This is a genomic window from Variovorax sp. ISS6 (assembly GCF_056523145.1).
Genome location: NZ_JAWRZC010000001.1, coordinates 6,091,375 through 6,114,763, shown reverse-complemented (window position 1 = coordinate 6,114,763; position 23,389 = coordinate 6,091,375). Strand labels below are relative to the sequence as shown.

At 68.2% G+C, this 23,389-nt stretch carries 21 protein-coding genes; 8 read left to right on the top strand and 13 right to left on the bottom strand.

Annotated elements, in window-relative coordinates; all coding sequences use genetic code 11:
* Window positions 1-9 precede the first annotated feature (9 nt).
* From AC1HIL_RS28175 to AC1HIL_RS28155, 5 genes are all read right to left on the bottom strand, one after another.
* A complete protein-coding gene (locus AC1HIL_RS28175; protein WP_057595037.1) occupies window positions 10-1,023 on the bottom strand; it encodes an ABC transporter substrate-binding protein in 1,014 nt (337 codons plus the stop codon).
* 51 nt (window positions 1,024-1,074) lie between these two features.
* Window positions 1,075-2,094 carry a LacI family DNA-binding transcriptional regulator gene (locus tag AC1HIL_RS28170; RefSeq protein WP_057595036.1) on the bottom strand — a complete coding sequence of 340 codons (1,020 nt, stop codon included), beginning with the start codon at window positions 2,092-2,094 and terminating at the stop codon, window positions 1,075-1,077.
* Between the two features lie 155 nt (window positions 2,095-2,249).
* On the bottom strand, window positions 2,250-2,762 hold the full coding sequence (gene lspA, locus AC1HIL_RS28165) for a signal peptidase II (protein ID WP_093355750.1): 513 nt from the start codon (window positions 2,760-2,762) through the stop codon (window positions 2,250-2,252).
* On the bottom strand, window positions 2,762-5,614 hold the full coding sequence (gene ileS / locus AC1HIL_RS28160; RefSeq protein WP_479670543.1) for an isoleucine--tRNA ligase: 2,853 nt from the start codon (window positions 5,612-5,614) through the stop codon (window positions 2,762-2,764). Before ileS ends, lspA begins: the two co-directional genes overlap by 1 nt.
* 122 nt (window positions 5,615-5,736) lie before the next feature.
* Window positions 5,737-6,849: a bifunctional riboflavin kinase/FMN adenylyltransferase gene (locus AC1HIL_RS28155; RefSeq protein ID WP_057595033.1), complete on the bottom strand. Its 1,113-nt coding sequence runs from the start codon at window positions 6,847-6,849 to the stop codon at window positions 5,737-5,739.
* Window positions 6,850-7,017: 168 nt separating this feature from the next.
* Between AC1HIL_RS28155 and AC1HIL_RS28150 the strand changes: the two genes are divergently transcribed.
* Window positions 7,018-7,578: an HNH endonuclease gene (locus AC1HIL_RS28150; protein ID WP_057595044.1), complete on the top strand. Its 561-nt coding sequence runs from the start codon at window positions 7,018-7,020 to the stop codon at window positions 7,576-7,578.
* A gap of 4 nt (window positions 7,579-7,582) precedes the next feature.
* Here AC1HIL_RS28150 and AC1HIL_RS28145 read toward each other — a convergent pair whose 3' ends face one another.
* The 4 genes from AC1HIL_RS28145 to AC1HIL_RS28130 form a co-directional block, all read right to left on the bottom strand.
* On the bottom strand, window positions 7,583-8,368 hold the full coding sequence (locus tag AC1HIL_RS28145; protein ID WP_413762679.1) for an enoyl-CoA hydratase: 786 nt from the start codon (window positions 8,366-8,368) through the stop codon (window positions 7,583-7,585).
* A 16-nt stretch (window positions 8,369-8,384) separates the two neighbouring features.
* The gene (locus AC1HIL_RS28140) at window positions 8,385-9,764 is read right to left on the bottom strand and encodes an alpha/beta fold hydrolase (RefSeq protein WP_479670542.1); all 1,380 of its coding nucleotides are present in this window, start codon (window positions 9,762-9,764) and stop codon (window positions 8,385-8,387) included.
* Between the two features lie 94 nt (window positions 9,765-9,858).
* Window positions 9,859-10,974 (bottom strand): acyl-CoA dehydrogenase family protein, encoded by a 1,116-nt coding sequence (locus AC1HIL_RS28135; protein WP_413762681.1) that lies wholly within the window; start codon window positions 10,972-10,974, stop codon window positions 9,859-9,861.
* A 12-nt stretch (window positions 10,975-10,986) separates the two neighbouring features.
* A complete protein-coding gene (locus AC1HIL_RS28130) occupies window positions 10,987-12,168 on the bottom strand; it encodes an acyl-CoA dehydrogenase family protein (RefSeq protein ID WP_261215643.1) in 1,182 nt (393 codons plus the stop codon).
* Between the two features lie 185 nt (window positions 12,169-12,353).
* Here AC1HIL_RS28130 and purN point away from each other — a divergent pair, with 185 nt between their 5' ends.
* Together purN and AC1HIL_RS28120 are read left to right on the top strand one after the other, a co-directional pair.
* Complete coding sequence (gene purN, locus AC1HIL_RS28125; RefSeq protein WP_057595028.1) at window positions 12,354-12,950, top strand: phosphoribosylglycinamide formyltransferase; 597 nt, start codon at window positions 12,354-12,356, stop codon at window positions 12,948-12,950.
* An 82-nt stretch (window positions 12,951-13,032) separates the two neighbouring features.
* Window positions 13,033-13,302, top strand: a complete 270-nt coding sequence (locus tag AC1HIL_RS28120) for an I78 family peptidase inhibitor (RefSeq protein WP_479670541.1) — start codon at window positions 13,033-13,035, stop codon at window positions 13,300-13,302.
* 15 nt (window positions 13,303-13,317) lie between these two features.
* On the opposite strand, the gene AC1HIL_RS28115 is transcribed toward AC1HIL_RS28120, so the two are convergent.
* Entirely contained in the window at window positions 13,318-13,557 is a 240-nt protein-coding gene (locus tag AC1HIL_RS28115) for a DUF1653 domain-containing protein (RefSeq protein ID WP_057595026.1), read from the bottom strand.
* A gap of 70 nt (window positions 13,558-13,627) precedes the next feature.
* Between AC1HIL_RS28115 and AC1HIL_RS28110 the strand changes: the two genes are divergently transcribed.
* The 3 genes from AC1HIL_RS28110 (at window position 13,628) to AC1HIL_RS28100 (ending at window position 18,128) form a co-directional block, all read left to right on the top strand.
* The gene (locus tag AC1HIL_RS28110) at window positions 13,628-15,481 is read left to right on the top strand and encodes a M48 family metallopeptidase (protein WP_057595025.1); all 1,854 of its coding nucleotides are present in this window, start codon (window positions 13,628-13,630) and stop codon (window positions 15,479-15,481) included.
* 27 nt (window positions 15,482-15,508) lie between these two features.
* Window positions 15,509-16,780 (top strand): RsmB/NOP family class I SAM-dependent RNA methyltransferase, encoded by a 1,272-nt coding sequence (locus tag AC1HIL_RS28105; RefSeq protein WP_057595024.1) that lies wholly within the window; start codon window positions 15,509-15,511, stop codon window positions 16,778-16,780.
* A gap of 133 nt (window positions 16,781-16,913) precedes the next feature.
* A complete protein-coding gene (locus AC1HIL_RS28100; RefSeq protein WP_057595023.1) occupies window positions 16,914-18,128 on the top strand; it encodes a DesA family fatty acid desaturase in 1,215 nt (404 codons plus the stop codon).
* A gap of 142 nt (window positions 18,129-18,270) precedes the next feature.
* Here the strand turns inward: AC1HIL_RS28100 and rpmG are convergent, their stop codons facing one another.
* The 3 genes from rpmG to trxB form a co-directional block, all read right to left on the bottom strand.
* A complete protein-coding gene (gene rpmG, locus AC1HIL_RS28095) occupies window positions 18,271-18,444 on the bottom strand; it encodes a 50S ribosomal protein L33 (RefSeq protein WP_007830291.1) in 174 nt (57 codons plus the stop codon).
* 11 nt (window positions 18,445-18,455) lie between these two features.
* Complete coding sequence (gene rpmB, locus AC1HIL_RS28090) at window positions 18,456-18,689, bottom strand: 50S ribosomal protein L28 (RefSeq protein ID WP_028251282.1); 234 nt, start codon at window positions 18,687-18,689, stop codon at window positions 18,456-18,458.
* Between the two features lie 236 nt (window positions 18,690-18,925).
* Entirely contained in the window at window positions 18,926-19,885 is a 960-nt protein-coding gene (trxB, locus tag AC1HIL_RS28085) for a thioredoxin-disulfide reductase (RefSeq protein ID WP_057595022.1), read from the bottom strand.
* 188 nt (window positions 19,886-20,073) lie between these two features.
* Here trxB and AC1HIL_RS28080 point away from each other — a divergent pair, with 188 nt between their 5' ends.
* Entirely contained in the window at window positions 20,074-20,748 is a 675-nt protein-coding gene (locus AC1HIL_RS28080) for a Crp/Fnr family transcriptional regulator (protein WP_479670540.1), read from the top strand.
* Between the two features lie 136 nt (window positions 20,749-20,884).
* Complete coding sequence (locus AC1HIL_RS28075; RefSeq protein WP_261215669.1) at window positions 20,885-23,320, top strand: DNA translocase FtsK; 2,436 nt, start codon at window positions 20,885-20,887, stop codon at window positions 23,318-23,320.
* Window positions 23,321-23,389: the final 69 nt, after the last annotated feature.

Genomic DNA, 23,389 nt, shown 5'->3' with positions numbered 1-23,389 from the left:
CGGTGCGGCTCAGCGCACTTCCTTCAGGTACTCGTCGGAGAAGGCGCGCTGCGCCGCGGCCATGCGGCCGTAGTCCACGCTCTTGGCGCGCGCGTAGTCGCTCGCGGGCAGGAACTGGGCCTCGATCTCCTTGGGCATCGCGCCGGCGCGCACCGGGCGCAGGTAGGCCTTGGCCCAGATCGCCTGGCCCTCGTCGGACAGCGTGAAGTCCAGCACCTTCTTGGCGTCGGCCGCGTGCGGCGCCTTGGCCACCAGGCTCATCACGTAGGGCACGGCCAGCGTGCCTTCGCTCGGAATCACGAAGGCGACGTTGGCCTTGTCCTTGTACTTGGCGCGGTAGGCGTTGAAGTCGTAGTCGAGCAGGATCGCGATCTCGCCTGAGAGCACGCGCGCGTACGAGGTCTGCTTGGGCACGATCGGCTCGTTCTTCTGCAGCGCCTTGAAGTAGTCGATGGCCGGCTTGAAGTTGTCGAGCGTGCCGCCGCGCGCCTCGTTGACCGCGACCGCGCCGACGTAGCCGACGAAGGCCGAGGCCGGGTCGAGGTAGCCGATCAGGCCCTTGTACTCGGGCTTGAGCAGGTCGGCCCACGACTTGGGGACCGGCTTGCCCTTGAGCGCGTCGACGTTGACCATGAAGCCCAGCGTGCCCGAGTGGATGGTGAACCAGTTGCCGGCGGGGTCCTTGAGGCCGTCGGGGATGTCCTTCCAGGCGGCCGGCTTGTAGGGCTCGACCAGGCCGTCCTTGGCGGCCTGCACCGCGAAGGTCACGCCGAGGTAGGTGACGTCGGCCACCGGGCTGGCCTTCTCGGCCGCCATCTGCGCGAGCGACTGGCCCGAGTTCTTGTTGTCGGGCGGCACGGTGATGCCGGTCCTGGCCTTGATGGCCTTCAGCTGGGTGCCCCAGTCGGCCCATTCGGTCGGGCAGTTGTAGCAGATGGCGGTCTGCGCGAAGGCGGCGCTGCCGCCGACGAGCGCGGCGGCGAGCAGGCCGAGGCGCGCGATGCGGCGCAAGGGAGAGGACATGGGAGAAGCTCCTGTGGCGGGTGGGTTGAAGCGGTCGGGAGAAAAGGGGCGTCAGGCGATGTCGCCCGGGTCGCCGTCGGGCGCGGCGGCGCACGATTCGCCGTCGCGGAACACGTGGGGCAGCAGCAGGCTGGCGTCGGCGTCGAGCGCGCCGCCGCCGGCCATGGCCTGGATCAGCAGCTCGACGCCGTGGCGGCCGATGTCGCTGTTGGGCTGCGCGATGGTGCTGAGCGCGGGCGTGAGGTCCTCGCCGAGCGCGATGCCGTCGAAGCCGATCACGCTGAGGTCGGCCGGCACGGCCAGGCCGCTGCGGTGCGCGGCGCGAATGCTGCGGATGGCGAGCAGGTCGTTCGAGCAGACCAGCGCGCTGGGCCGGTGGCGCAGCTGCAGCAGCCGCGCGAGGCGTTCGACCGCGCTCTCGACGAAAGGCACCTCGACCAGCGGCTGCGGCTTGAGGCCGGCATCGGCCATGCCTTTCTGATAGCCGCGGTAGCGCTGCTGCGCGCGGTCGGAGGCCGCCAGCGTGCCGCTGACCATCGCGATGCGCCGGTGGCCCAGCAGCACCAGCCGCGCCACCGCGTCGGCGACGGCGGCCTCGTTGTCGACCGTGACGCAGGGATGCGCGGGATGGCGGTTGTAGGCCAGCACGTAGGGCACGCGCTGGGCGCGCAGCCGCTCGAGCGCCTTCGAGGTCGAGGGGTTGGAGACCACGAGGATCAGGCCGTCGACATTGCCGGCCAGGAGCATGTGGACCGCGCGCTCCTCCTCGTCGAGCTTGTAGCCGGTGGTGACCGGGATGATCGCGTAGCCGCCGGCCACGGCCGCCTGCGCGATGCCCTGCAGGCATTCGGCGAAGGTGGGGTTCAGCAGCGTGGGCAGCACCACGCCGAGCACGCGGCTGCGCTGGGTGCGCAGGGTGCGGGCGCTGGCATTCGGCAGGTAGTTCAGCTCGCGTGCCGCGCGCTCGACCAGGTCGCGCGTGGCGCCGCTGACCTTGTCGGGGAAATTGAAGACGCGCGAGACGGTGGCGACGGAAACGCCGGCCTTGGCCGCGACTGCCTGGATGCTCATGGGTAGGTGCTATGTAATCGATTACATTGGACCGCGGCAGTATGACCCCGCCATGACAGCGCGGGATCGATGAAAACCCGTGCGCCCGAATGCGCGAAGGGCGCGCCGGGATTCCCGGCGCGCCCTTCGAGGGAGCAAAAAAAGACGGTGGGCCGCTACTTGCCGCGCCGCACCCTTCGGATCTCGTCGAGGATCAGGCAGATCGCGCCGAGCGTGATCGCGCTGTCGGCCGCGTTGAAGGCCGGGAAGTACCAGCCGCCCGCGTGGAAGCTCAGGAAGTCCACCACGTAGCCGTGCATCATCCGGTCGACCACGTTGCCGATGGCGCCGCCCAGGATGCAGGCCATGGAGAACGAGAACAGCTTCTGGCCCGCGTGCGACTTCAGCATCCAGACGATGAACACGGCCGCCGCCACGCCGATGCCGGTGAACAGCCAGCGCTGCCAGCCCGAATGGTCGGCCAGGAACGAGAAGGCCGCGCCCGTGTTGTGCGCGCGCACGACGTTGAAGAAGCTGGTGACGTAGGTGGCGTCGCCGAGCTTGTAGTAGCCGAGGATCAGCGTCTTGGTGAACTGGTCGATGATCACGATGATCAGCGCCAGCGCGAGCCAGGGCCAGATGCCGGCGCCGCGCGAGCGCGAGGCCGAGACGGTGCGGGTGGCGGCCATCAGGCGAAGCTCCTCGATTCGCCGGCGCCGAACAGGTTGCTGGTGCAGCGCCCGCAGATCGTCGGATGGGCCGGATCGTGGCCCACGTCGTCGCGGTAGTGCCAGCAGCGCTCGCATTTCTGCGCCGTGCTCGGCACGACCGCCGTGGCCAGCGCCTCGCCCGCGGCCAGCTCGATCGCCGAGGCGATGAAGACGAACTTCAGGTCCTCGCCGAGCGAACCCAGCAGCGCGAAATCCTCGGCCGGAGCCGTCACGCGCAGGTTGGCCTGCAGCGAGGAGCCGACCTGGCCCTCGGCGCGCACCGTCTCGATCTCCTTGTTCACCGCGTCGCGGATCTCGCGGATGCGGCTCCACTTGGCGAGCAGCGCCTCGTCGGGTGCGTCGAAGCGGCTGTAGGTCTGGGTGAAGATCGAGTCGCCGGCCTGGCCGGTGCCGACGATCTTCCAGGCCTCCTCGGCCGTGAAGCTCAGGAACGGCGCCATCCAGCGCAGCATCGCCTGCGCGATGTGCCACAGCGCGGTCTGCGCGCTGCGGCGCGCGCGCGAGCCGGGCGCGGTGGTGTAGAGGCGGTCTTTCAGGATGTCGAGGTAGAAGCCGCCGAGGTCTTCCGAGCAGTAGATCTGCAGCTTGGCGACCACCGGGTGGAACTCGTACACCTTGTAGTGCGCGAGGATCTCGTCCTGGAACTGCGCGGCGCGCGCGAGCGCGTAGCGGTCGATCTCGAACAGCTCCGAAAGCGGCAGTGCGTCCTTCGCGACGTCGAAGTCGCTGGTGTTGGCCAGCAGGAAGCGCAGCGTGTTGCGGATGCGGCGGTAGGCGTCGACCACGCGCGCGAGGATCTTGTCGTCGCCCGCGATGTCGCCCGAGTAGTCGCTCGCGGCCACCCACAGGCGGATGATCTCCGAGCCCAGCTTGTTGCTGATCTCCTGCGGATCGATGCCGTTCTTGAGCGACTTGCTCATCTTGATGCCCTTGGCATCGACGGTGAAGCCGTGCGTGAGCAGGCCCTTGTACGGCGCGCGGTCTTCGAGCGCGCAGGCCAGCAGCAGCGACGAGTGGAACCAGCCGCGATGCTGGTCGTGGCCTTCGAGGTAGAGGTCGGCCTCGGGGCCGGTCTCGTGGTGCACCGTGGGGTGGGTGCCGCGCAGCACGTGATAGAAGGTCGAGCCCGAGTCGAACCACACCTCGAGGATGTCGGTGCTCTTGGTGTAGCTCGGCGCGTCCTCGGCGCCGAGGATCTCTTCGACCGTCACGCGGCTCCAGGCCTCGATGCCGCCCTTCTCGACGATGTCGGCGGCCTGGTCGAGGATCTCCATCGTGCGCGGATGCAGCTCGCCCGAGTCCTTGTGCAGGAAGAAGGGGATCGGCACGCCCCAGCTGCGCTGGCGGCTGATGCACCAGTCGGGCCGGCCGGCGATCATGTCGTGCAGGCGGGCCTTGCCGTTCTCCGGATAGAAGCTGGTCTGTTCGATCGCGTCGAGCGCGGTCTGGCGCAGCGTCTTGGGCGCCTTGTCCTTGGTGAACACGCCCTCGCCCTCGTCCATGCGGATGAACCACTGGGCCGCGGCGCGGTAGATCACCGGCGTCTTGTGGCGCCAGCAATGCGGGTAGCTGTGGCTGATGGTCTCGGTGGTCAGCAGGCGGTTGGCGTCGCGCAGCGCGGCGATGATCGCTGGCACGGCCTTCCAGATGTTCTGGCCGCCGAACAGCGGGAAATCGGGCGCGTAGCTGCCGTTGCCCTGCACCGGGTTCAGGATGTCGTCGTAGGACAGGCCGTGGGCGACGCAGGAGTTGAAGTCGTCCAGGCCGTAGGCGGGCGAGGAGTGGACCAGGCCGGTGCCGTCGGTGGCGGTGGCGTAGTCGGCCAGGTAGATCGGCGACAGGCGGCGGTAGCCCGCGTCGACGTCGTACAGCGGATGCTCGAACTCGAGCCCGCCGAGCGCCTCGCCCTTGACGGTGGCGATCACCTTGCCGTCGAGCGCATAGCGCGTCATGCACATCTCGACCAGCGAGGCGGCCAGGATCAGCAGGCCGCGCTCGGTGTCGACCAGCGCGTACTCGAGCTCGGGGTTGAGGTTGATCGCCTGGTTGGCCGGGATGGTCCAGGCGGTGGTGGTCCAGATGACGGCGAAGACGTCGCCCAGCGCATCGGGCCGGCCGAAGGCGGCGAGCACCTTCTCGCGCTCGTGCGCCTTGAAGGCCACGTCGATGGTCTGGCTCTTCTTGTCGGCGTATTCGATCTCGAACTCGGCCAGCGACGAGCCGCAGTCGAAGCACCAGTAGACCGGCTTCAGGCCGCGGTAGACGAAGCCGCGCTCGATCACGCGCTTGAACGCGCGCAGCTCGCCGGCCTCGTTGGCGAAGTCCATGGTCTTGTAGGGATGGTCCCATTCGCCGAGCACGCCCAGGCGCTGGAAGTCGGCCATCTGCTGCGCGATCTGCTCGGTGGCGTAGGCGCGGCTCTTGGCCTGCATCTCGTCGCGGCTCAGGTTGCGGCCGAACTGCTTCTCGATGGCGTTCTCGATCGGCAGACCGTGGCAGTCCCAGCCCGGCACGTAGAGCGCGTCGTAGCCCTCGAGCTGGCGCGCCTTGGTGATCATGTCCTTGAGGATCTTGTTCACCGCGTGGCCCATGTGGATCTGGCCGTTGGCGTAGGGCGGGCCGTCGTGCAGGATGAACTTGGGCGCGCCGCGGCGGGCCAGGCGCAGGCGGTGGTAGGTGCCGTGCTCGGCGTCGTTCCATTCCTTGACCCAGCCCGGTTCGCGCTTGGGCAGGTCGCCGCGCATCGGGAAGGGGGTGTCGGGCAGGTTCAGCGTGGAACGGTAATCGGTGGGGGCGGCAGCGTCAGACATGTTGGGGGTGCGAAACAGTGGGCTTCGACAGGCTCAGCCCGAACGGCACAAAGGGCGTCGGTGCGGAAGAAAAGCCGTTCGCCCTGAGCTTGTCGAAGGGCGGCAGCACGGGGCGTGCAGGGCTAAATTCGATCGCGCGTGGTCTGGCGGTGGGTTTCTGCGTGGGTGGATGCAAAGAAGGCACGCGCGTCGCGTCCATCCTTCGCGATGCCCGCGGTGAGGGCTTCGAGGCTGGTGTAGCGCAATTCGTCGTGCAATTTGTGCAGCAGTTCCACGCGCACGATTTTACCGTAGGCCCCTTCGGCGCCCAGGTGAGAGGGCCACTCGAGGCAATGGGTCTCGAGCAGGACCCGGCCGGCATTGACGTCGTTCGGGTCGAGCGAGGGCCGCACGCCGAGGTTGGCGACGCCGGGCAGCGGCCGCTCGGACAGGCCATGCACCAGCACCACGAAGATGCCGCTGGCCGCCGGTTTCCAGTGCTTGAAGCGCAGGTTGAGGGTGCGGAAGCCGTCGTCCTGCCCCGGCGCCGAGGCGCCGAGCGCGCGGCCCAGCTTGCGCCCGTGCACCACGTGGCCCGAGATGGCGTAGGGCCGGCCCAGCAGGGTCTGGGCATCGGCCATGCGGCCTTCGGCCAGCGCCTCGCGCACGGCCGAGCTCGACACGCGCAGGCCGTGCCCGTCGCCGGGCCGCCCCAAGACGGGCGCACCCCCTCGGGGGGCAGCGGGGCGAAGCCGCGCGTGAGGGTCCGATATCTCGTAGCTGTTCATGCGCGCGACGTCGAAACCGCGGGCATCGCCGGCCGCGTCGAGCATGGCGTAGTCGCCCGCGCGCCTGGCGCCGAAGCGGAAGTCGTCGCCCACCAGCACGTAGCGCGCGCCCAGGCCGTCGACCAGCACGTTCTGGATGAATTCCTCGGGCGACTGCGAGGCCAGCCGGGCATCGAAGGGCAGCACCACGGTCTGCGCGACACCGCAGGCGGCCAGCTCGCCGAGCTTGTCGCGCAGCGTGCCGATGCGCGCCGGGGCCAGCTCGGGCTTCTTCGCGAGTGCGGCGAAATAGTCGCGCGGATGGGGCTCGAAGGTCAGCACGCAGCTCGGCAGGCCGCGCTGCCGCGCCTCGGTCTGCAGGAGCGCCAGCATGGCCTGGTGGCCACGGTGGACGCCGTCGAAATTGCCGATGGTCAAGGCGCAGGCCGGAGCCACGCCCGGGTGCCGGAAGCCGCGGAAAACCTGCATGGGTGAATATCTTTTTGATAGCGCCTGTCGCCCGCCGAATGGGCTCATCAGGCCGTTTTGTCACAAAGCCGGTATATTGTGACGCAGTGCGCCGATCCGCGAGGTCGCCGACGCGCTCCGTGTCCCGGGTCTCTCCGTGTTTCTTTCGTTCTGTCGAGGAGGCGTGTGGTGAAGGTCTTGAAGCTGTCGGCCCAAGGGCTGCCCCAGTCGTGGATTTCGCTCGAACAGGCGGTGATCCACTATGCAGCGGACGAAGTCCGCTGGGAGGCTGGCGGCCAGGTGGCCCTGTTCCGCGGCGGCCACAACGCGATGACGGGCGAGCAGTCGCAGATTGCCGTCAACAGCATCATCGGCACCAAGGGCGTGCCGCGCATCAACCCCTTCACCCAGCGTCCGGGCCTCACCAACAGCAAGCTGTTCGCGCGCGACCGCAACGTCTGCGCCTACTGCGGCGGCCACTTCCACGAAGACGAGCTGACCCGCGAGCACATCATTCCGTTCGCGCAGCGCGGCATCGACACCTGGATGAACGTGGTCACGGCCTGCAAGCCCTGCAACCACCGCAAGAGCAGCCGCACCCCCGAGCAGGCCAACATGCCGCTGCTCTACGCGCCCTACGTGCCCAGCCTCTGGGAGGACTTCATCCTGCGCAACCGCCGCATCCTGGCGGACCAGATGGAGTTCCTGATGGCGCACCTGCCGCAGAGTTCGCGGCTGCACGACAGCTAGCTGCTCAGGCTTTCCAGGAAGGCGGGCGCTTCTCGATGAAGGCCTGCACGCCTTCCAGCGCACTCGCATCCATCATGTTGCAGGCCATGGTCTGGCTGGCGTCCGCCAGTGCCGGCGCGATGCCCGTTTCGAGCTGCCGGTAGAACAGCGCCTTGCCGAGCGCCAGCGCGGTGCGCGGCTTGGCGACGATGCTGGCCAGCAGCGCCTCGAGCGCGGCATCGAGCTGGTCCGGCGGCGCCACGCGGTTGACCAGGCCCTTCTCGCGCGCCTCCTCGGCGCCGATGAATTCGCCGGTGACGAGCATCTCGAAGGCTTCCTTGCGCCCGAGGTTGCGCGACAGCGTGACGCTCGGCGTGGCGCAGAACAGCCCGACGTTGACGCCGCTGACCGCGAAGCGCGCCTCGCTCGAGGCCACGGCGAGGTCGCACACCGCCACCAACTGGCAGCCCGCGGCGGTCGCGATGCCGTGCACGCGCGCGATGACGGGCACCGGCAGCCGCTGCAGCGACAGCATCATCTCGCCGCAGCGCGCGAACAGGCGCTGGTAGTAGTCGAGCGCGGGCGCGGCGCGCATTTCCTTCAGGTCGTGGCCGGCGCAGAAGGCCTTGCCGGCGCCCGCGATCACGACGGCACGCACCGTGTCGTCGGCCGCGATGCCGGCGATGGCGTCCTCGAGGGCGCCCAGCATGCCCTCGGACAGCGCATTGAACGCGCCCGGGCGGTTGAGCGTGAGCGTGACCACGCCGCGGGCGTCGCGGGCCTCGAGCACGAAGGGAGAGCTGTCGTTCATCGCATGCCGCCTTTCTTCAGTAGGTCAGTTCCAGCACCGTGACATGGCGCTGGGCCGCCGGCCAGGTGAGCCCCGTGAGGCGCTCGCCGTTGAACTCGCCAGTGACCGCGCGCTGCGGCCCGGCGCCCGTGTCGCGCAGGCGCGAGCTCGACACGCCGGCCCCCTTGGGCGGAACGCCGGCCGGCGGGCTCTGGCCGTCGAAGCGCATGGTGTCGCGCTGGGCGTCGAAGTAGCCGCGCGGCCGCGTGAAGACGGCGACCGCGTTGGCGCTGCCGTCGGCTGGCACGATCGGGTCGAGCCGCAGGTTCACGAGGCTGCTGCCGCGCGGGAACGGGCTGCGGTAGACGTGGGTGACGCTGGCCTGCGTGTCGAGCACGAATTCGTAGGCCGCATCGGGGCGCGCGCTGAAGGGTCCCCAGCGGCCATCGGCGCCGATGGTCTTGCGGTGCACGGGCTCGCCGAGCCGCCGGCCGGTGGCCGGATCGACCGCGTACACCAGCACCTGCGCGCCGGCCAGCGACTGGTTCTCCGCGCCGATCGCGCGGCCGTCGAGCACCACGTTGGCCTCGTGCGCGATCTCCGGGCTGCGCGGCGCCTCGCCGGTGAGGAACTGCCAGGTCGCCGCGAACGCAGCGGGCGAGAACGAGGTCTCGCGATGGTCGACCCGCGGCAGCACGATGTTGGTCGCGCCCTTGAGCGCCGGGCCGTCGAAGCCGATGTTCGTCGGCTTGCCGGGCGACCCGATCCACAGGCCGTCGGGCTGGGCGTACTTGTCGTTGTTGTCCGAGCGCAGCGTCAGCCACTTCACGCCGGGCGTCACCTCGTCGCCGTTCGGGCCCTTGGGCGCGTTGAGCTGCCGCATGAAGGGCGACAGCCCCGAGAACTCGTTGTTCTCGCGCAGGCCCGGCACGGCCCAGATGCCGTGCGCCGGGTTGCCGCCGAGCACCACGTGGCTGACGACGGCCGCGCCGCCGCCGTTCTGCACGTAGTTGCGGATGGTGTTGCCGCCGCGCGAGTTGCCGATCAGCACGACCCTGGCCGCGCCGGTGGCGCGCAGCACCTGCTCGACCCGTTCCTTGAGGAAGGCGGCCGATTCGGCCGTGGAGCTGCGCCCGGCCTGGGCCACGCCGTCGTCGTCGCGCGCCAGCGGCAGGGGCTGGTCGAAGGCGAACAGCCGCTCGCGCGGCCAGCCGTTCGACTCGAAGCGCCAGAGCGTGGTCTGCCACAGCGCGGCCGAGTCGCCGTTGCCGTGCACGAAGACGATGGGCGGGCGGTCGGCGAGCGAGGGCATGGCGGTCGGCGCGTTGGCGCAGGCGGTCAACAGGAGGGCGGGAGAGGCGAGCAGCCCGGCGAGGACCGGCGGTGCGCCGAGGAGGAGGGTGCGGCGGGATGGCATGGTCGTTGTGGTTGCGTGGCGGCGGCCGTTCCGAATGAAAAACGCCCGCCGGCGCGAAGGCGGGCGGGCGCTGGATGCTAAGAGAAAAGCGGCGTCAGGCGAAGACGCCGGCCGTGTCCTGCATGCGCGCCGACACCTCGCCCAGGTGGTGGAAGCTGTCGCCGAAGCTCATCTCGAGCTGCGTGAGCTTGCGGAAGTAGTGGCTGCCGATGTATTCGTCGGTCACGCCGATGCCGCCATGCAGCTGCACCGAGTTCTGGCCCACGAAGCGCATCGACACGCCGAGCTGGTACTTGGCGCGCGCCAGCGCCTGGCGCCGCTCGGCCGCGGGGGCGTTGAGCTTGAGCGTGGCGTAGTAGCTCATCGAGCGCGCGAGCTCGAGCTGCATCTTCATGTCGGCGACGCGGTGGCGCAGCGCCTGGAAGCTCGAGATGACCACGCCGAACTGCTTGCGCTGGTTCATGTAGTCGACCGTCACGTCCAGCGTCTTGTCGAGCACGCCCACCGCTTCGGCGCAGGTGGCGGCGATGCCGACGTCGACCGCGTATTCGAGGGCCGCGAGGCCATCGGCCGTGACCAGCGTGGCGTCGGCCTTGTCGAACACCACCTCGGCGGCGCGGCTGCCGTCCTGCGTGCCGTAGCCGCGCGCTTCCACGCCGCTGGCGCTGCGCTCGACCAGGAACAGGGCGATCTTGCCGTCGGCCTGGGCGGGCACGAGGTAGGCATCGGCCTGGTCGCCGATGGCCACCAGGCTCTTGGCGCCGGTCAGGCTCCAGCCTTCGCCGGCCTTCACGGCCTGGGCTTCGCAGACGTCGAGGCGGTAGCGCGCCTTGCGTTCCTGGTAGGCCAGCACCACGATGGCCTCGCCGCCCGCGATGCGCGGCAGCCAGGCCTTCTTGAGCGCGTCGCCCGCGTAGCCGCCGAGCACGGCGCCCGCGATCAGCGTCTGCGCGAAGGGCTCGAGCACGATGCCGCGGCCCAGTTCTTCCATCACGACCATGCCGGCCACCGGGCCCATGCCCAGGCCGCCGTCGTCCTCGGAAATGTAGAGGCCGCCGAGGCCGAGCTCGGCCAGTTCGTCCCAGGCCTCGCGCGAGAAGCCGCCCTTGGCCTCGATGCCGCGGCGGCGCTCGAAGTCATAGCCCTTGTCGACCCATTTGCGGACGGCGTCGCGCAGTTGTTCCTGGTCGTCGGTGAAATTGAAATCCATGTCTTTGTCTCCTCAGCCCAGCACCGTCTGCGCGACGATGTTGCGTTGCACTTCGTTCGAGCCGCCGTAGATGGTGGTCTTGCGCATGTTGAAGAAGGTCGACGACAGCGGCGCGAGCGCCGGGTTGCCGCCCGGGAAGTTGCCCTGCCAGCCGGCGGCCATGGCTTCGCGGATCAGCGGCAGCGAATACGGACCGCCCGCGAGCATCATCAGTTCGCTGTAGCGCTGCTGGATCTCGCTGCCGCGGATCTTGAGCAGGCCGGCCACGTCGAGCGAGTTCTTGCCCGAGGTGGCGGCCGACAGCACGCGCAGCACCATCATCTCGAGCGCGACGATGTCGACCTCGAGCCTGGCGATCTCGTCGCGGAAGCGGGCGTCGTCGTACACGCCCTCGGTCTTCGCGATGCGCTTGAGGCGCTCGAGCTCGCGCTTGGCGCGGTTGACGTCGGCGATGTTGGTGCGCTCGTGCGAGAGCAGGTGCTTGGCGTAGGTCCAGCCCTTGTTCTCCTCGCCGATCAGGTTCTCGGCCGGCACCTCGACGTTGTCGAAGAACACCTCGTTGACTTCATGGCCGCCGTCGAGCAGCTTGATCGGGCGCACGGTGACGCCGGGCGACTTCATGTCGAGCAGCAGGAAGCTGATGCCGGTCTGGGGCTTGCCCTCGCTGCTGGTGCGCACGAGGTTGAACATCCAGTCGCCGTACTGGCCGAGCGTGGTCCAGGTCTTCTGGCCGTTGACGATGTACTTGTCGCCCTGGCGTTCGGCCTTGGTCTTGAGCGAGGCGAGGTCGGAGCCCGAGCCCGGTTCGCTGTAGCCCTGGCTCCACCAGACCTCGCCGCTGGCGATGCCGGGCAGGAAGCGCTTCTGCTGCTCGGGGCTGCCGAAGGCCATGATGACCGGGGCCACCATCACCGGGCCGAAGGGCACGATGCGCGGCGCGCCGGCCAGCGCGGTCTCTTCCTCGAACAGGTGGCGCTGCACGGCGGTCCAGCCGGGACCGCCGAATTCCTTGGGCCAGCCGTAGCCCAGCCAGCCCTTTTTGCCGAGGATCTTGGCCCAGGTCTGCATATCGTCGCGCGTGAGTTCCAGCGCGTTGTGGACCTTGGTGGAGATTTCCTTGGGAAGGTTTTCTTTGACCCATGCGCGAATCTCTTCGCGGAACTGCTGTTCTTCGGGCGTGAAGCTCAAATCCATGCGTGCCTCGCTGTGTTGATCGTCGGTGCACCGCAGACGCGGCGTGTCTCCGGAGCCATGAGTTTTAGCACGGTCGTGCTGCAAATCGCTGTCCGCGCGGCGACAAGTCTGGGTGCGCGGACCTCGCGCGGCAAGGGGCGGGCCGGAAAAGGGCACCTTGGCGGGCACGGATAATCCCGCCTCCCATGAAGAACATCGTGATCCTGATCTCCGGCGGCGGCTCCAACATGGAGGCCATCGTGCGCGCCGCGGCGCGCGACCGCTGGGCCGAGCGTTTCGGCGCCCGCGTCGCCGCCGTCGTCAGCAACAAGGCGGAGGCGGGCGGCCTGGCGCTGGCCCGGGCGCAGGGCATCGCGACCGCGGTGGTGCCGCACAAGGATTTCGAGAGCCGCGAAGCCTTCGACCAGGCGCTCGCCGCGGCGGTCGACGCGCACGCACCGGCACTGGTGGTGCTCGCGGGCTTCATGCGCATCCTGACGCCCGGTTTCGTCGAGCGCTATGCCGGGCGGCTGGTGAACATCCATCCCTCGCTGCTGCCGGCGTTTCCGGGCCTGCACACCCACCAGCGAGCGATCGATGCGGGCTGCAAGGTGGCGGGCGTCACGGTGCACCAAGTCACGACCGAGCTCGACCATGGCCCGATCCTGGCCCAGGCCGTGGTGCCGGTGCTGTCCGACGACACGGCGGCGACGCTCGCCGGCCGGGTGCTCGCGCAGGAGCACCAGTTGTATCCACGCGCCATCGCCCAGTGGCTGATGGATACATCAGGACACAATCCGTAAAGAACTTGTTTATATTCGCGGGTTTTCGGGAGTCGCAGTGAAAACCCAATCGCTACTGTCCACGATCGCCGGTGCCGCCCTGATGGCAGGCTGTGCCACTCCGGCCCCGCCGCCGCCCGCCGCGCCGGCGCCGCCGCCCGCCCCGGTGTTCCAGTGCGGAGCCGACGGTGCCCGTTTCGCCGTGGGCCAGCAGCTCACGCCGCAGCTCGAAGCCGCCGCCAAGGTGCGCGCGGGCGCCGGCACGGTGCGCGTGCTCAAGCCCGGCGATGCCGCGACCACCGAACTCGATGGCGGGCGCCTGAACCTCGACGTCGATGCCCGCAACCGGGTGACCGACGTCCGCTGCGGCTGAGCGGTCCGTGCCGCTTCAGCCGTCGATCCGCGCGAAGCGCGGCTGCGGCCGGCCATCGATGTCCACGGTTTCCCCGAACATCGCGGCCGGACGTACCCACAGGCCCCGGGCGCCGTAGAGCGCGCGGTAGAGCGTCATCGGTTCCAGGGTCTCGCTGTGGCGCACGGTGCCCAGCACCTCGTATTCCCCGCCCTTGTAGTGGCGGTAGCGGCCCGGCGGGGTTTCGATCAGGGGCGGCAGGTCGTCGTCGGTCACGGGGTCGTTTCTTTCTTTGTCAGGAGTCGGGGCCGCCGGCAGGCATGCCGGGGCCGGCGGAAGTACCGGAATGGATCGCGCTGATTTTGTCCACCTCGTCCGGCTGAGCGAGCATGCCAGCGCGGAGGACAGCGCGCGTTACCGCCGCGGCGTGGCGGCGTTCGCGGCGCTGGGCTATCTGTGGGTGCTGGCCTGTCTCGGGCTGGCGATGGGGCTGATCGTCTGGGTCGCCGTGTCGCTCGGCGACGGCGGGTTCAGCGTCTCGCGCGGCTGGCTGCTGCTGTTCGGCCTGGGCCTGCTGTGGGCCACCGTGCGGGCGCTGTGGGTGCGCTTCGACGAGCCGCATGGCCTGGAGCTCTCGCGCGAGGACGCGCCCCAGCTGTTCGAGGCGCTCGACCGCATCCGCGGCAAGATCAAGGGGCCGCCGGTCCACCATGTCTACCTCGACGACGACTTCAACGCCAGCATCCGCCAGGTGCCGCGCTTCGGGCTCTTCGGCGGCGCGGTCAATTCGCTGAGCATCGGGCTGCCGCTCCTGATGATGCTCGACCGGCGGCGGCTGCTGTCGGTGCTCGCGCACGAGTACGGCCACCTGCGCGGCAACCACGGCAAGCTCAGCGCCTGGATCTACCGCACGCGGCTGTCGTGGCTCAAGCTCGATGCCAACCTGCAGCGCAACGAAGGCGTGATGGCGATCGTCTCGCAGGCCTTCTTCCGCTGGTATTTCCCGCGCTTCGCGGCCAAGACCTTCGCGCTCGCGCGGCAGGACGAGTACGAGGCCGACCGCATCTCGGGCCGGCTGCTCGGCACCTCGGTGGCGGCCGCGGCGCTGACCGAGATCTCGATCAAGGCCAGCTGGTACGCGAACGAGTTCTGGCCCTGGCACTGGGCCCGGGCCGAGCGCGAGCCGCTGCCGCCGGGGCCCTTCGCGGGGCTGCGCGAATGCGTCGCGACGCCGCCGGGGCCGGAGTTCGCGCGCCAGGCGCTGCGCGAGGCGATGCGCCGCGTCAGCGACCTGGAAGACACCCATCCGGTGCTGCGCGACCGGCTCGAGGCGCTGCGCCAGAAGGCGACGGTGCCGGCCTGGTCGAAGCGGCCGGCGCTCGAGATGCTGGTCGACGGCCCGCGCTGGATCGCGCACTTCGACGCCCAGTGGCGCCAGGCCCATGCCGCCGACTGGAAGCAGCATCACGCGCACCGCTCGCGCATCCGCGAGCGCATCGCCGTGCTGGCGGCGCGCGGCGAGCGCAATACGCCCGACGAGTGGGTCGAGTGGGCCGATGCCGAGCGCCGCCTCGACACCTCGGCGCCCGTGCGCGAGCACTACGAGCGCGCGCTGCGGATCGCGCCCGAGCATCCGGGTGCCTTGCGCGGCCTGGCGCAGATGATTCCGCCGACCGAGCGCGAGGCGCGGCTCGCGGTGCTCGAGCGGCTGCACGAATCGGGCTCCGCCAGCCGCTGGTGGGCGGCGCGCAATGCGGTGGCGGTGCTCGAGAACCCCGATGCCGGCCCGCACGACGAGGCGGGCCTCAAGCACTGGCGCGGCCGCCTGAAGGAGGCCGAGGAGGCCGAGGCGCGCGCCTGGGAGGAACTGACCGAGACGCCGTGCTTCGCCCAGATCGGCCGGCACGACCTCAACGAACACGAGCTCGACGAGCTGCGGGCCGACCTCGTGCGCAACCTGCCGGTGTCGCGCGCCTGGCTGGTGCGCAAGAACCTGCGCGAGTTTCCGTGGCGGCGCGCCTTCGTCGTCTTCGTCGAGCTGCCGGGCCTGGACGACGAGGAGCGCTGGCAGCTGTGCCGCCAGCTCGAGCAGACGCTGAGCCTGCCCGGCGTGGCCCTGGTGCTGTGGGCCGGGCATTCGCCGACCTTGGCGGACATCGAGCGGCAGGCTTTCGGTCCGGTCTGGACGCGCGGCGCCTGAGGCGACGGCGGCTGAGACAATCGGGGCATGCACCCCAAAGCCCTGTTGGAGGCCACCGCCGATCTGGTCGGCCTGGTCCTGAAATTCGATCATCCCGCCGACCAGGTGGTTTCGCGCTTCTTCCGCGACCACCGCGAGTTCGGTCCGCGCGAGCGCGCCACCCTGGCCGAGACGGTCTACACCGTGCTGCGCAAGAAGCTGCTGTTCGATCACCTCTCGCCCTCGGGCAGCGGCCCGAAGGAGCGCCGGATGGCGATCCTGGGCTTCCACGGCCCGCGCGACTTCCTCAAGAGCGCGCTCAACGACACCGAGAAGCGCTGGCTCGACAACTGCGACGCGGTCAGCGAGGCCGACCTGCTCGAACGCCATCGTCACAACCTGCCCGAATGGCTGGTGGCGCCGCTCAAGAGCCAGCTCGGCGACGGCTTCTGGCCGCTGGTCCGGAGCCTGCAGCAGCCGGCGCCGCTCGACCTGCGCGTCAATTCCTTGCACGACAAGCGAGCCGATGTGAAGGCGGAGCTTGCCAAGGCTGCTATCAAATCGGAAGCAACACCGTATTCGCCCTGGGGCCTGCGCCTCGAAGGCAAGCCCGCGCTGACCAAGCTCGATGCCTTCGTGCGCGGCGCCATCGAGGTGCAGGACGAGGGTTCGCAGCTGCTGGCGCTGCTGCTGGATGCCAAGCGCGGCGAGATGGTGGTCGATTTCTGCGCGGGCGCCGGCGGCAAGACGCTCGCGATCGGCGCGGGCATGCGCAACACCGGGCGGCTGTACGCCTTCGACACCTCGGCGCACCGCCTCGACGCGCTCAAGCCCCGGCTGGCGCGCAGCAAGCTCTCGAACGTGCATCCCGCCGCCATCGCGCACGAGCGCGACGACCGGGTGAAGCGGCTGGCGGGCAAGATCGACCGCGTGCTGGTCGACGCGCCGTGCTCGGGGCTCGGGACGCTGCGGCGCAATCCGGACCTCAAATGGCGCCAATCGGCCCAATCGGTGGAAGAACTGACCGTGAAGCAGGCGGCGATCCTGCAGAGCGCGGCCCGGCTCGTGAAGTCGGGCGGGCGGCTGGTCTACGCCACCTGCAGCGTGCTGCCCGAGGAGAACGAGGCCATCGCGGAGGCTTTCGGCGCCGCGAATCCCGATTTCGTGCCCGTGGACGCGGCGGAACTGCTGCAGGGCCTCAAGGTGGAGCAGGGCGACAGCCTGGTCGCGGGCGGCGCCGACGGACGGCGTTACCTGCGCCTGTGGCCCCATCTGCACGCCACCGACGGTTTCTTTGCCGCCGTGTGGAACCGCAAATAGGTACGGGGCTCCAAAGTTAGGGTAAATCTGCGCAAACCATGGGGTGAAAGGTGAGTGATTCCTGACCCCCGGCTTTAAAATTGCGAGTTACCTGGAAGCCGCACCTTCGTGCGGTTATGGAGTACCTGACTCAATGTTGCTTCCTGACTCCGCCATCCTGAGCGCGGCCATCGACTGGCTCGGAAACGGCCTGTGGGATCTCACCTGGTGGCAGATCGTGCTGTACACGCTCGTCACCACGCACATCACGATCGCCGCCGTGACGATCTTCCTGCACCGGACGCAAACGCACCGGGCGATGGACCTCGGTCCGATCCCGTCGCATTTCTTCCGTTTCTGGCTCTGGATCGGCACCGGCATGGTGACGAAGGAGTGGGTCGCGATCCACCGCAAGCACCACGCCAAGTGCGAGAGCGAGGAAGATCCGCACAGCCCGCAGGTCAAGGGCATCGAGGAAGTGCTCTGGCGCGGCGCCGAGCTCTACCGCGCGGAGTCGAAGAACAAGGAAACGATGGAGCGCTACGGTCACGGCACGCCCGACGACTGGATCGAGCGCAACCTGTATTCGCGCTACAGCTGGCAGGGCGTGGGCCTGATGCTGGTGCTCAACCTGGCGCTGTTCGGCACGCTCGGCATGGCCGTGTGGGCGGTCCAGATGCTGTGGATCCCGATCACCGCCGCCGGCATCATCAACGGCATCGGCCACTACTGGGGCTACCGCAACTTCGAGGCGCCCGACGCCAGCCGCAACATCATGCCCTGGGGCCTGATCATCGGCGGCGAAGAGCTGCACAACAACCACCACACCTACCCGACCTCGGCCAAGTTCTCGGTCAAGAAGTACGAGTTCGACATTGGCTGGATCTACATCCAGATGATGCAGAAGATCGGTTGGGCCAAGGTCAAGAAGGTGCCGCCGAAGATGCTGATCGGCGACATCCAGCCCGTGGCCAACGAGAAGACGCTCGAGGCCGTGATCGCCAATCGCTACGAAGTGATGGCCGGTTTCGCGCGCGAGATGCGCCGCGCCACGCAGGAGGAAATCGCCGCGCTCAAGAGCAAGGGCGCCGACCTCTCGGCGCTGAAGGCCGCCAAGCGCTGGATGCACCGCGACGACGACAAGGTGCCCGCCTCGGCCCGCTCGCACGTGGTGCAGGCCCGTGCCGCCCACCCGGTGCTCGACAAGATGGCGACCATGCGCGAAGAACTGCGCCAGCTCTGGCTCAACACCTCGCACTCGCGCGAGCAACTGGCGGCCGACCTGGCGGCCTGGTGCCATCGCGCGGAAGCCAGCGGCATTGCGGGCCTGCGCGAGTTCTCGACGCGGCTGCGCTCGGCACGCGCCTGAGGGAGCCTTTTCTCTCGTCAAAAAGCCGGCCTCGTGGCCGGCTTTTTTGTGCCCGTCGCATTTGCCCGTTGATCGAAATTCCAGACAAATAAAAAAGCCCGCGGCTTGCGCTGCGGGCTTTTTAGAAAGAATTCAGGCTGAATTACTTCAGCTTGATTTCCTTGTATTCGACGTGCTTGCGTGCCTTGGGGTCGAACTTCATGATCGACATCTTTTCAGGCATCGTCTTCTTGTTCTTGCTGGTCGTGTAGAAGTGGCCGGTACCCGCGGTGGATTCCAGCTTGATCTTTTCGCGTCCGCCTTTGCTCGTTGCCATGATTCAGCTCCTTAAGCTTGGCCGCGTGCACGCAGGTCTGCGAGCACGGCGTCGATGCCGTTCTTGTCGATCAGGCGCAGGGCAGCGCTCGAAACACGCAGGCGAACCCAGCGGTTTTCCGTTTCGACCCAGAAACGACGGTATTGCAGGTTCGGCAGGAACCGGCGCTTGGTTTTGTTGTTGGCGTGAGAAACGTTGTTTCCCACCATCGGGCCCTTGCCCGTGACTTCACATACGCGTGCCATGAGGACACTCTTTCTTGAACAGCTGGCACCGGCTCGACGGCAGTGGCCGAGGGTGTTTTGCAGCTTGACCTCGCCAGAAACGGGTGGCGGTACCCCGGATTGCCGCTGGCACCCAGGAGGGTGCGATTTCGGCAAAGCCTTGGATTATAGCCCTTTTGGCGGACCGGCAGGGAAACCGAAGGCGGGGCCATGAAAAAGGCGGGCGCAAGGCCCGCCTCGTCGAGGAGCTTGGCGACTCAGAGCGTGCCGTCCTGCTCCAGGAAGCGCTGCGCATCGAGCGCGGCCATGCAGCCCGTGCCGGCGCTGGTGATGGCCTGGCGGTAGATGTGATCCTGCACGTCGCCGGCGGCGAACACGCCCGGCACGCTGGTCATGGTGGCGAAGCCCTGCAGGCCCGAACGCGTGACGATGTAGCCATCCTTCATGTCGACCTGGCCCTGGAAGATGTCCGTGTTCGGGTGGTGGCCGATCGCGATGAAGCAGCCCTTGAGGTCGATCTGTTCGGTCGCGCCGGTCTGCGTGTTCTTGATGCGGATGCCGGTCACGCCGGAATCGTCGCCCAGAACTTCGTCGAGCGTATTGTGTACTTTCAACTCGATTTTTCCCTCGGCTTCTTTTTCATGAAGCTTGTCGATCAGGATGGGTTCCGCGCGGAATTTGTCGCGGCGATGCACCAGCGTTACTTTTTTGGCGATATTCGAAAGATAAAGCGCTTCCTCGACCGCCGTATTGCCGCCGCCGATCACGCAGACTTCCTGCTCGCGATAGAAGAATCCGTCGCAGGTGGCGCAACCCGACACGCCGCGGCCCATGAACTTCTGTTCGGATTCGAGGCCCAGGTACTTGGCCGACGCACCGGTGGCGATCACGAGCGCGTCGCAGGTGTAGGTGCCGCTGTCGCCGGTGAGCGTGAAGGGGCGCTTGCTCAGGTCGACCTTGTTGATGTGGTCGAACACGATCTGCGTCTTGAAGCGCTCGGCGTGCTCCAGGAAACGCTGCATGAGGTCGGGCCCCTGCACGCCATGCACATCGGCAGGCCAATTGTCGACCTCGGTGGTCGTCATCAATTGCCCGCCCTGGGCCATGCCGGTAATCAGCAAAGGCTGAAGATTTGCACGCGCCGCATAAACGGCAGCCGTATAACCGGCGGGACCTGAGCCCAGAATTAAAACCTTGGCATGTTGGGAAGCGGACATGGTGCGTAAAAACCTAGGAATTGCGCTGATTCAGCGTGTACATTTTGAGGGTGGTAGCGATACATGGGGAGTATCGCCGCTCGGATCAACCACCGAGTGCACGGTGTTTTCAATGCGCGCGATTGTAGTAATCCATCGGCGCGCCGATGGCCCGACCGCAGGAGCGCGCGGTACCAGGGATTGAATGAATGTCGATGCTGTCCAACCTTGAATTGCTCCGGCGCGTTCCGCTGTTCGCGTCGCTGACTCCTTCGCAGTCCGCAAGCATTGCGGATGCGATCATCAAGAAGCGCTTCAAGCGCGCGGAGGTCGTGGTCGAGCAGGGCAAGAAGTCCGATGCGCTCTACATCATCCTGACCGGGCGAGCGCGCGTGGCCAGTGCCGACAGCCGCGGCCGCGAGGTCATCCTCGCCACGCTGCATCCCGGCGACTATCTGGGCGAGATGAGCCTGATCGACGACGAGCCGCATTCGGCCACGGTACGCACCGAGATCCAGTGCGACGTGCTGATGCTGGGCCGCGAAGCCTTCGCGCGCTGCCTGCCCGAGAACTCCTCGATGGCCTACAACATCATGCGCGGCCTGGTGCAGCGCCTGCGCCATGCCGACCGCAAGATCGAGTCGCTCGCGCTGATGGACGTCTACGGCCGCGTCGCGCGCTCGCTGCTCGAGTTCGCGGTCGACGACGGCGCCGGCAACCTCAAGGTGCGCGAGAAGATCTCGCGCCAGGACCTCGCAAAGATGGTCGGCGCCTCGCGCGAGATGGTGAGCCGCGTGATGAAGGATCTCGAGGAGCGCGGTTTCGTGCAGACCCTCGAGGACGGCTCGATGATCGTCAAGGAGCGCCTGCTGTCGCTGGCCTGAGCCGGCGCGAGGGCGTGAAAGAAGGTGTGAGCGAAACTGCCGCGGCCCGTGGACGCGGCAGAATAGCCGCGGCCCTTTTCGTTGTAGTGTTCGTGCCGCCAGACCCGCGTCCCGCCGGTCTGGCCGCCAGTATTTCATGACCTATTCGCTCAATACGCTTCACTCTTCCACGGCCGGCGAAGGTGCGCCCGTGCGTGTGCGGGCCATGCGCTTCGCCCACGAGATCACCCTGATCGCCGGTTTCGCGGCGCTGTTGTTCTGGCTGCTCGCCATGCTGAGCTTCACGCCCTCCGATGCGGCCTGGTCGACCTCGGGCACCGGCGGCGAGATCAAGAACTGGGGCGGCCGCATCGGCGCCTGGGTGGCCGACGGCAGCTACTTCCTCGCCGGCTACTCGGTCTGGTGGTGCCTGGCAGCCGGGCTGCGCGCCTGGCTGTCCTCGCTCGCGAGCTGGATGCGCGGCGGAGAGGAGGGCCCTCAGGGCGATCCCGCGCCGCGCGGCCGCTTCAACCGCAGCCGCCTGGCCTTCTGGTTCGGGCTCGTGCTGCTGCTGTGCGCGAGCACCATGCTCGAGTGGTCGCGCCTGTACCGGCTCGAGTCGCACTTGCCCGGCTCGGGCGGCGGCGCCATCGGCCTGCTGGTCGGTCCCGCGAGCGTGCGCTGGATGGGCTTCACGGGTTCGGCGCTGGTGGCCATCGCCGGCGGCGTGATCGGTTCGGCGCTGGTGTTCCGCTTCTCGTGGAGCCAGATCGCCGAGCGCATCGGCGCGCGCGTGTATTCGCTGTTCGAATCGCGGCGCGAGAAGCGCGAGGTCGCCGCCGACATCGCACTGGGCAAGAAGGCCGTGCGCGAGCGCCGCGCCGAGGTCGACGACGAGCCGGCCTATGTGCCGCGCGGTGCCGTCGAGCCCTCGATCGATGGCGAGCATCAGTCCACCGCCGTGCCCGACATGGACGACCTGCGCATCGAGCCGCGCGCCAAGCGCCGCCCCGCATCGCCGCCGGTGCAGATCGAGCCCGCGATGACCGAGGTGCCCAAGAGCGACCGTGTCGCCAAGGAGCGCCAGAAGCCGCTGTTCAAGGAACTGCCCGACAACAAGCTGCCGCAGGTCGACCTGCTCGATGCCGCGCAGGCGCGCCAGGAGACCGTCTCCTCCGACACGCTCGAGATGACCTCGCGCATGATCGAGAAGAAGCTCAAGGACTTCGGCGTCGAGGTGCGCGTCGTGCTCGCCTCGCCCGGCCCGGTCATCACGCGCTACGAGATCGAGCCCGCCACCGGCGTCAAGGGCTCGCAGATCGTCAACCTCGCGAAGGACCTCGCGCGCTCGCTTTCGCTGGTGTCGATCCGCGTGGTCGAGACCATCCCGGGCAAGAACTACATGGCGCTCGAACTGCCGAACGCCAAGCGCCAGTCGATCAAGCTCAGCGAGATCCTCGGCTCGCAGGTCTACAACGAGGGCAAGTCGATGCTCACGATGGGCCTGGGCAAGGACATCATCGGCAACCCCGTGGTCGCCGACCTCGCGAAGATGCCGCACGTGCTGGTGGCCGGTACCACCGGTTCGGGCAAGTCGGTGGGGATCAACGCGATGATCCTGAGCCTGCTCTACAAGGCCGAGGCGCGCGACGTGCGCCTGCTCATGATCGACCCCAAGATGCTGGAAATGTCGGTCTACGAAGGCATCCCGCACCTGCTCGCGCCCGTGGTCACCGACATGCGCCAGGCCGCGCACGGCCTGAACTGGTGCGTGGCCGAGATGGAGCGCCGCTACAAGCTCATGAGCAAGCTCGGCGTGCGCAACCTCGCGGGCTACAACACCAAGATCGACGAGGCCAAGGCGCGCGAGGAGTTCATCTACAACCCCTTCAGCCTCACGCCCGACGACCCCGAGCCGCTGCGCCGCGAGCCGCACATCGTGGTGGTGATCGACGAGCTGGCCGACCTGATGATGGTGGTCGGTAAGAAGATCGAGGAGCTGATCGCCCGCCTCGCGCAGAAGGCGCGCGCCGCAGGCATCCACCTGATCCTGGCCACGCAGCGCCCTAGCGTCGACGTGATCACCGGCCTCATCAAGGCCAACATCCCGACCCGCATTGCGTTCCAGGTCTCGAGCAAGATCGACAGCCGCACCATCCTCGACCAGATGGGCGCCGAGGCGCTGCTCGGCATGGGCGACATGCTCTACATGCCCAGCGGCACCGGCCTGCCGGTGCGCGTGCACGGTGCCTTCGTGAGCGACGAGGAAGTGCACCGCGTGGTGGCCTATCTGAAGAGCCAGGGTGAGCCCGACTACATCGAGGGCGTGCTCGAAGGCGGCACGGTCGACGGCGACGGTGACGGCGACCTGCTCGGCGGCGGTGGCGACAGCGAGAAGGACCCGATGTACGACCAGGCGGTCGAGGTGGTGCTCAAGAACCGCAAGGCCAGCATCTCGCTGGTGCAGCGCCACCTGAAGATCGGCTACAACCGCGCGGCGCGGCTGGTCGAGGACATGGAGAAGGCCGGCCTGGTGAGCGCCATGAGCGGCAGCGGCCAGCGCGAGATCCTCGTGCCCGCGCGCGCCGAATAGGCGCGCCCACGCGATTCCGTGTCCGTTCCGTTACGTGTTGAGATACGGCTTGCACAAGCTCGCTGCCCA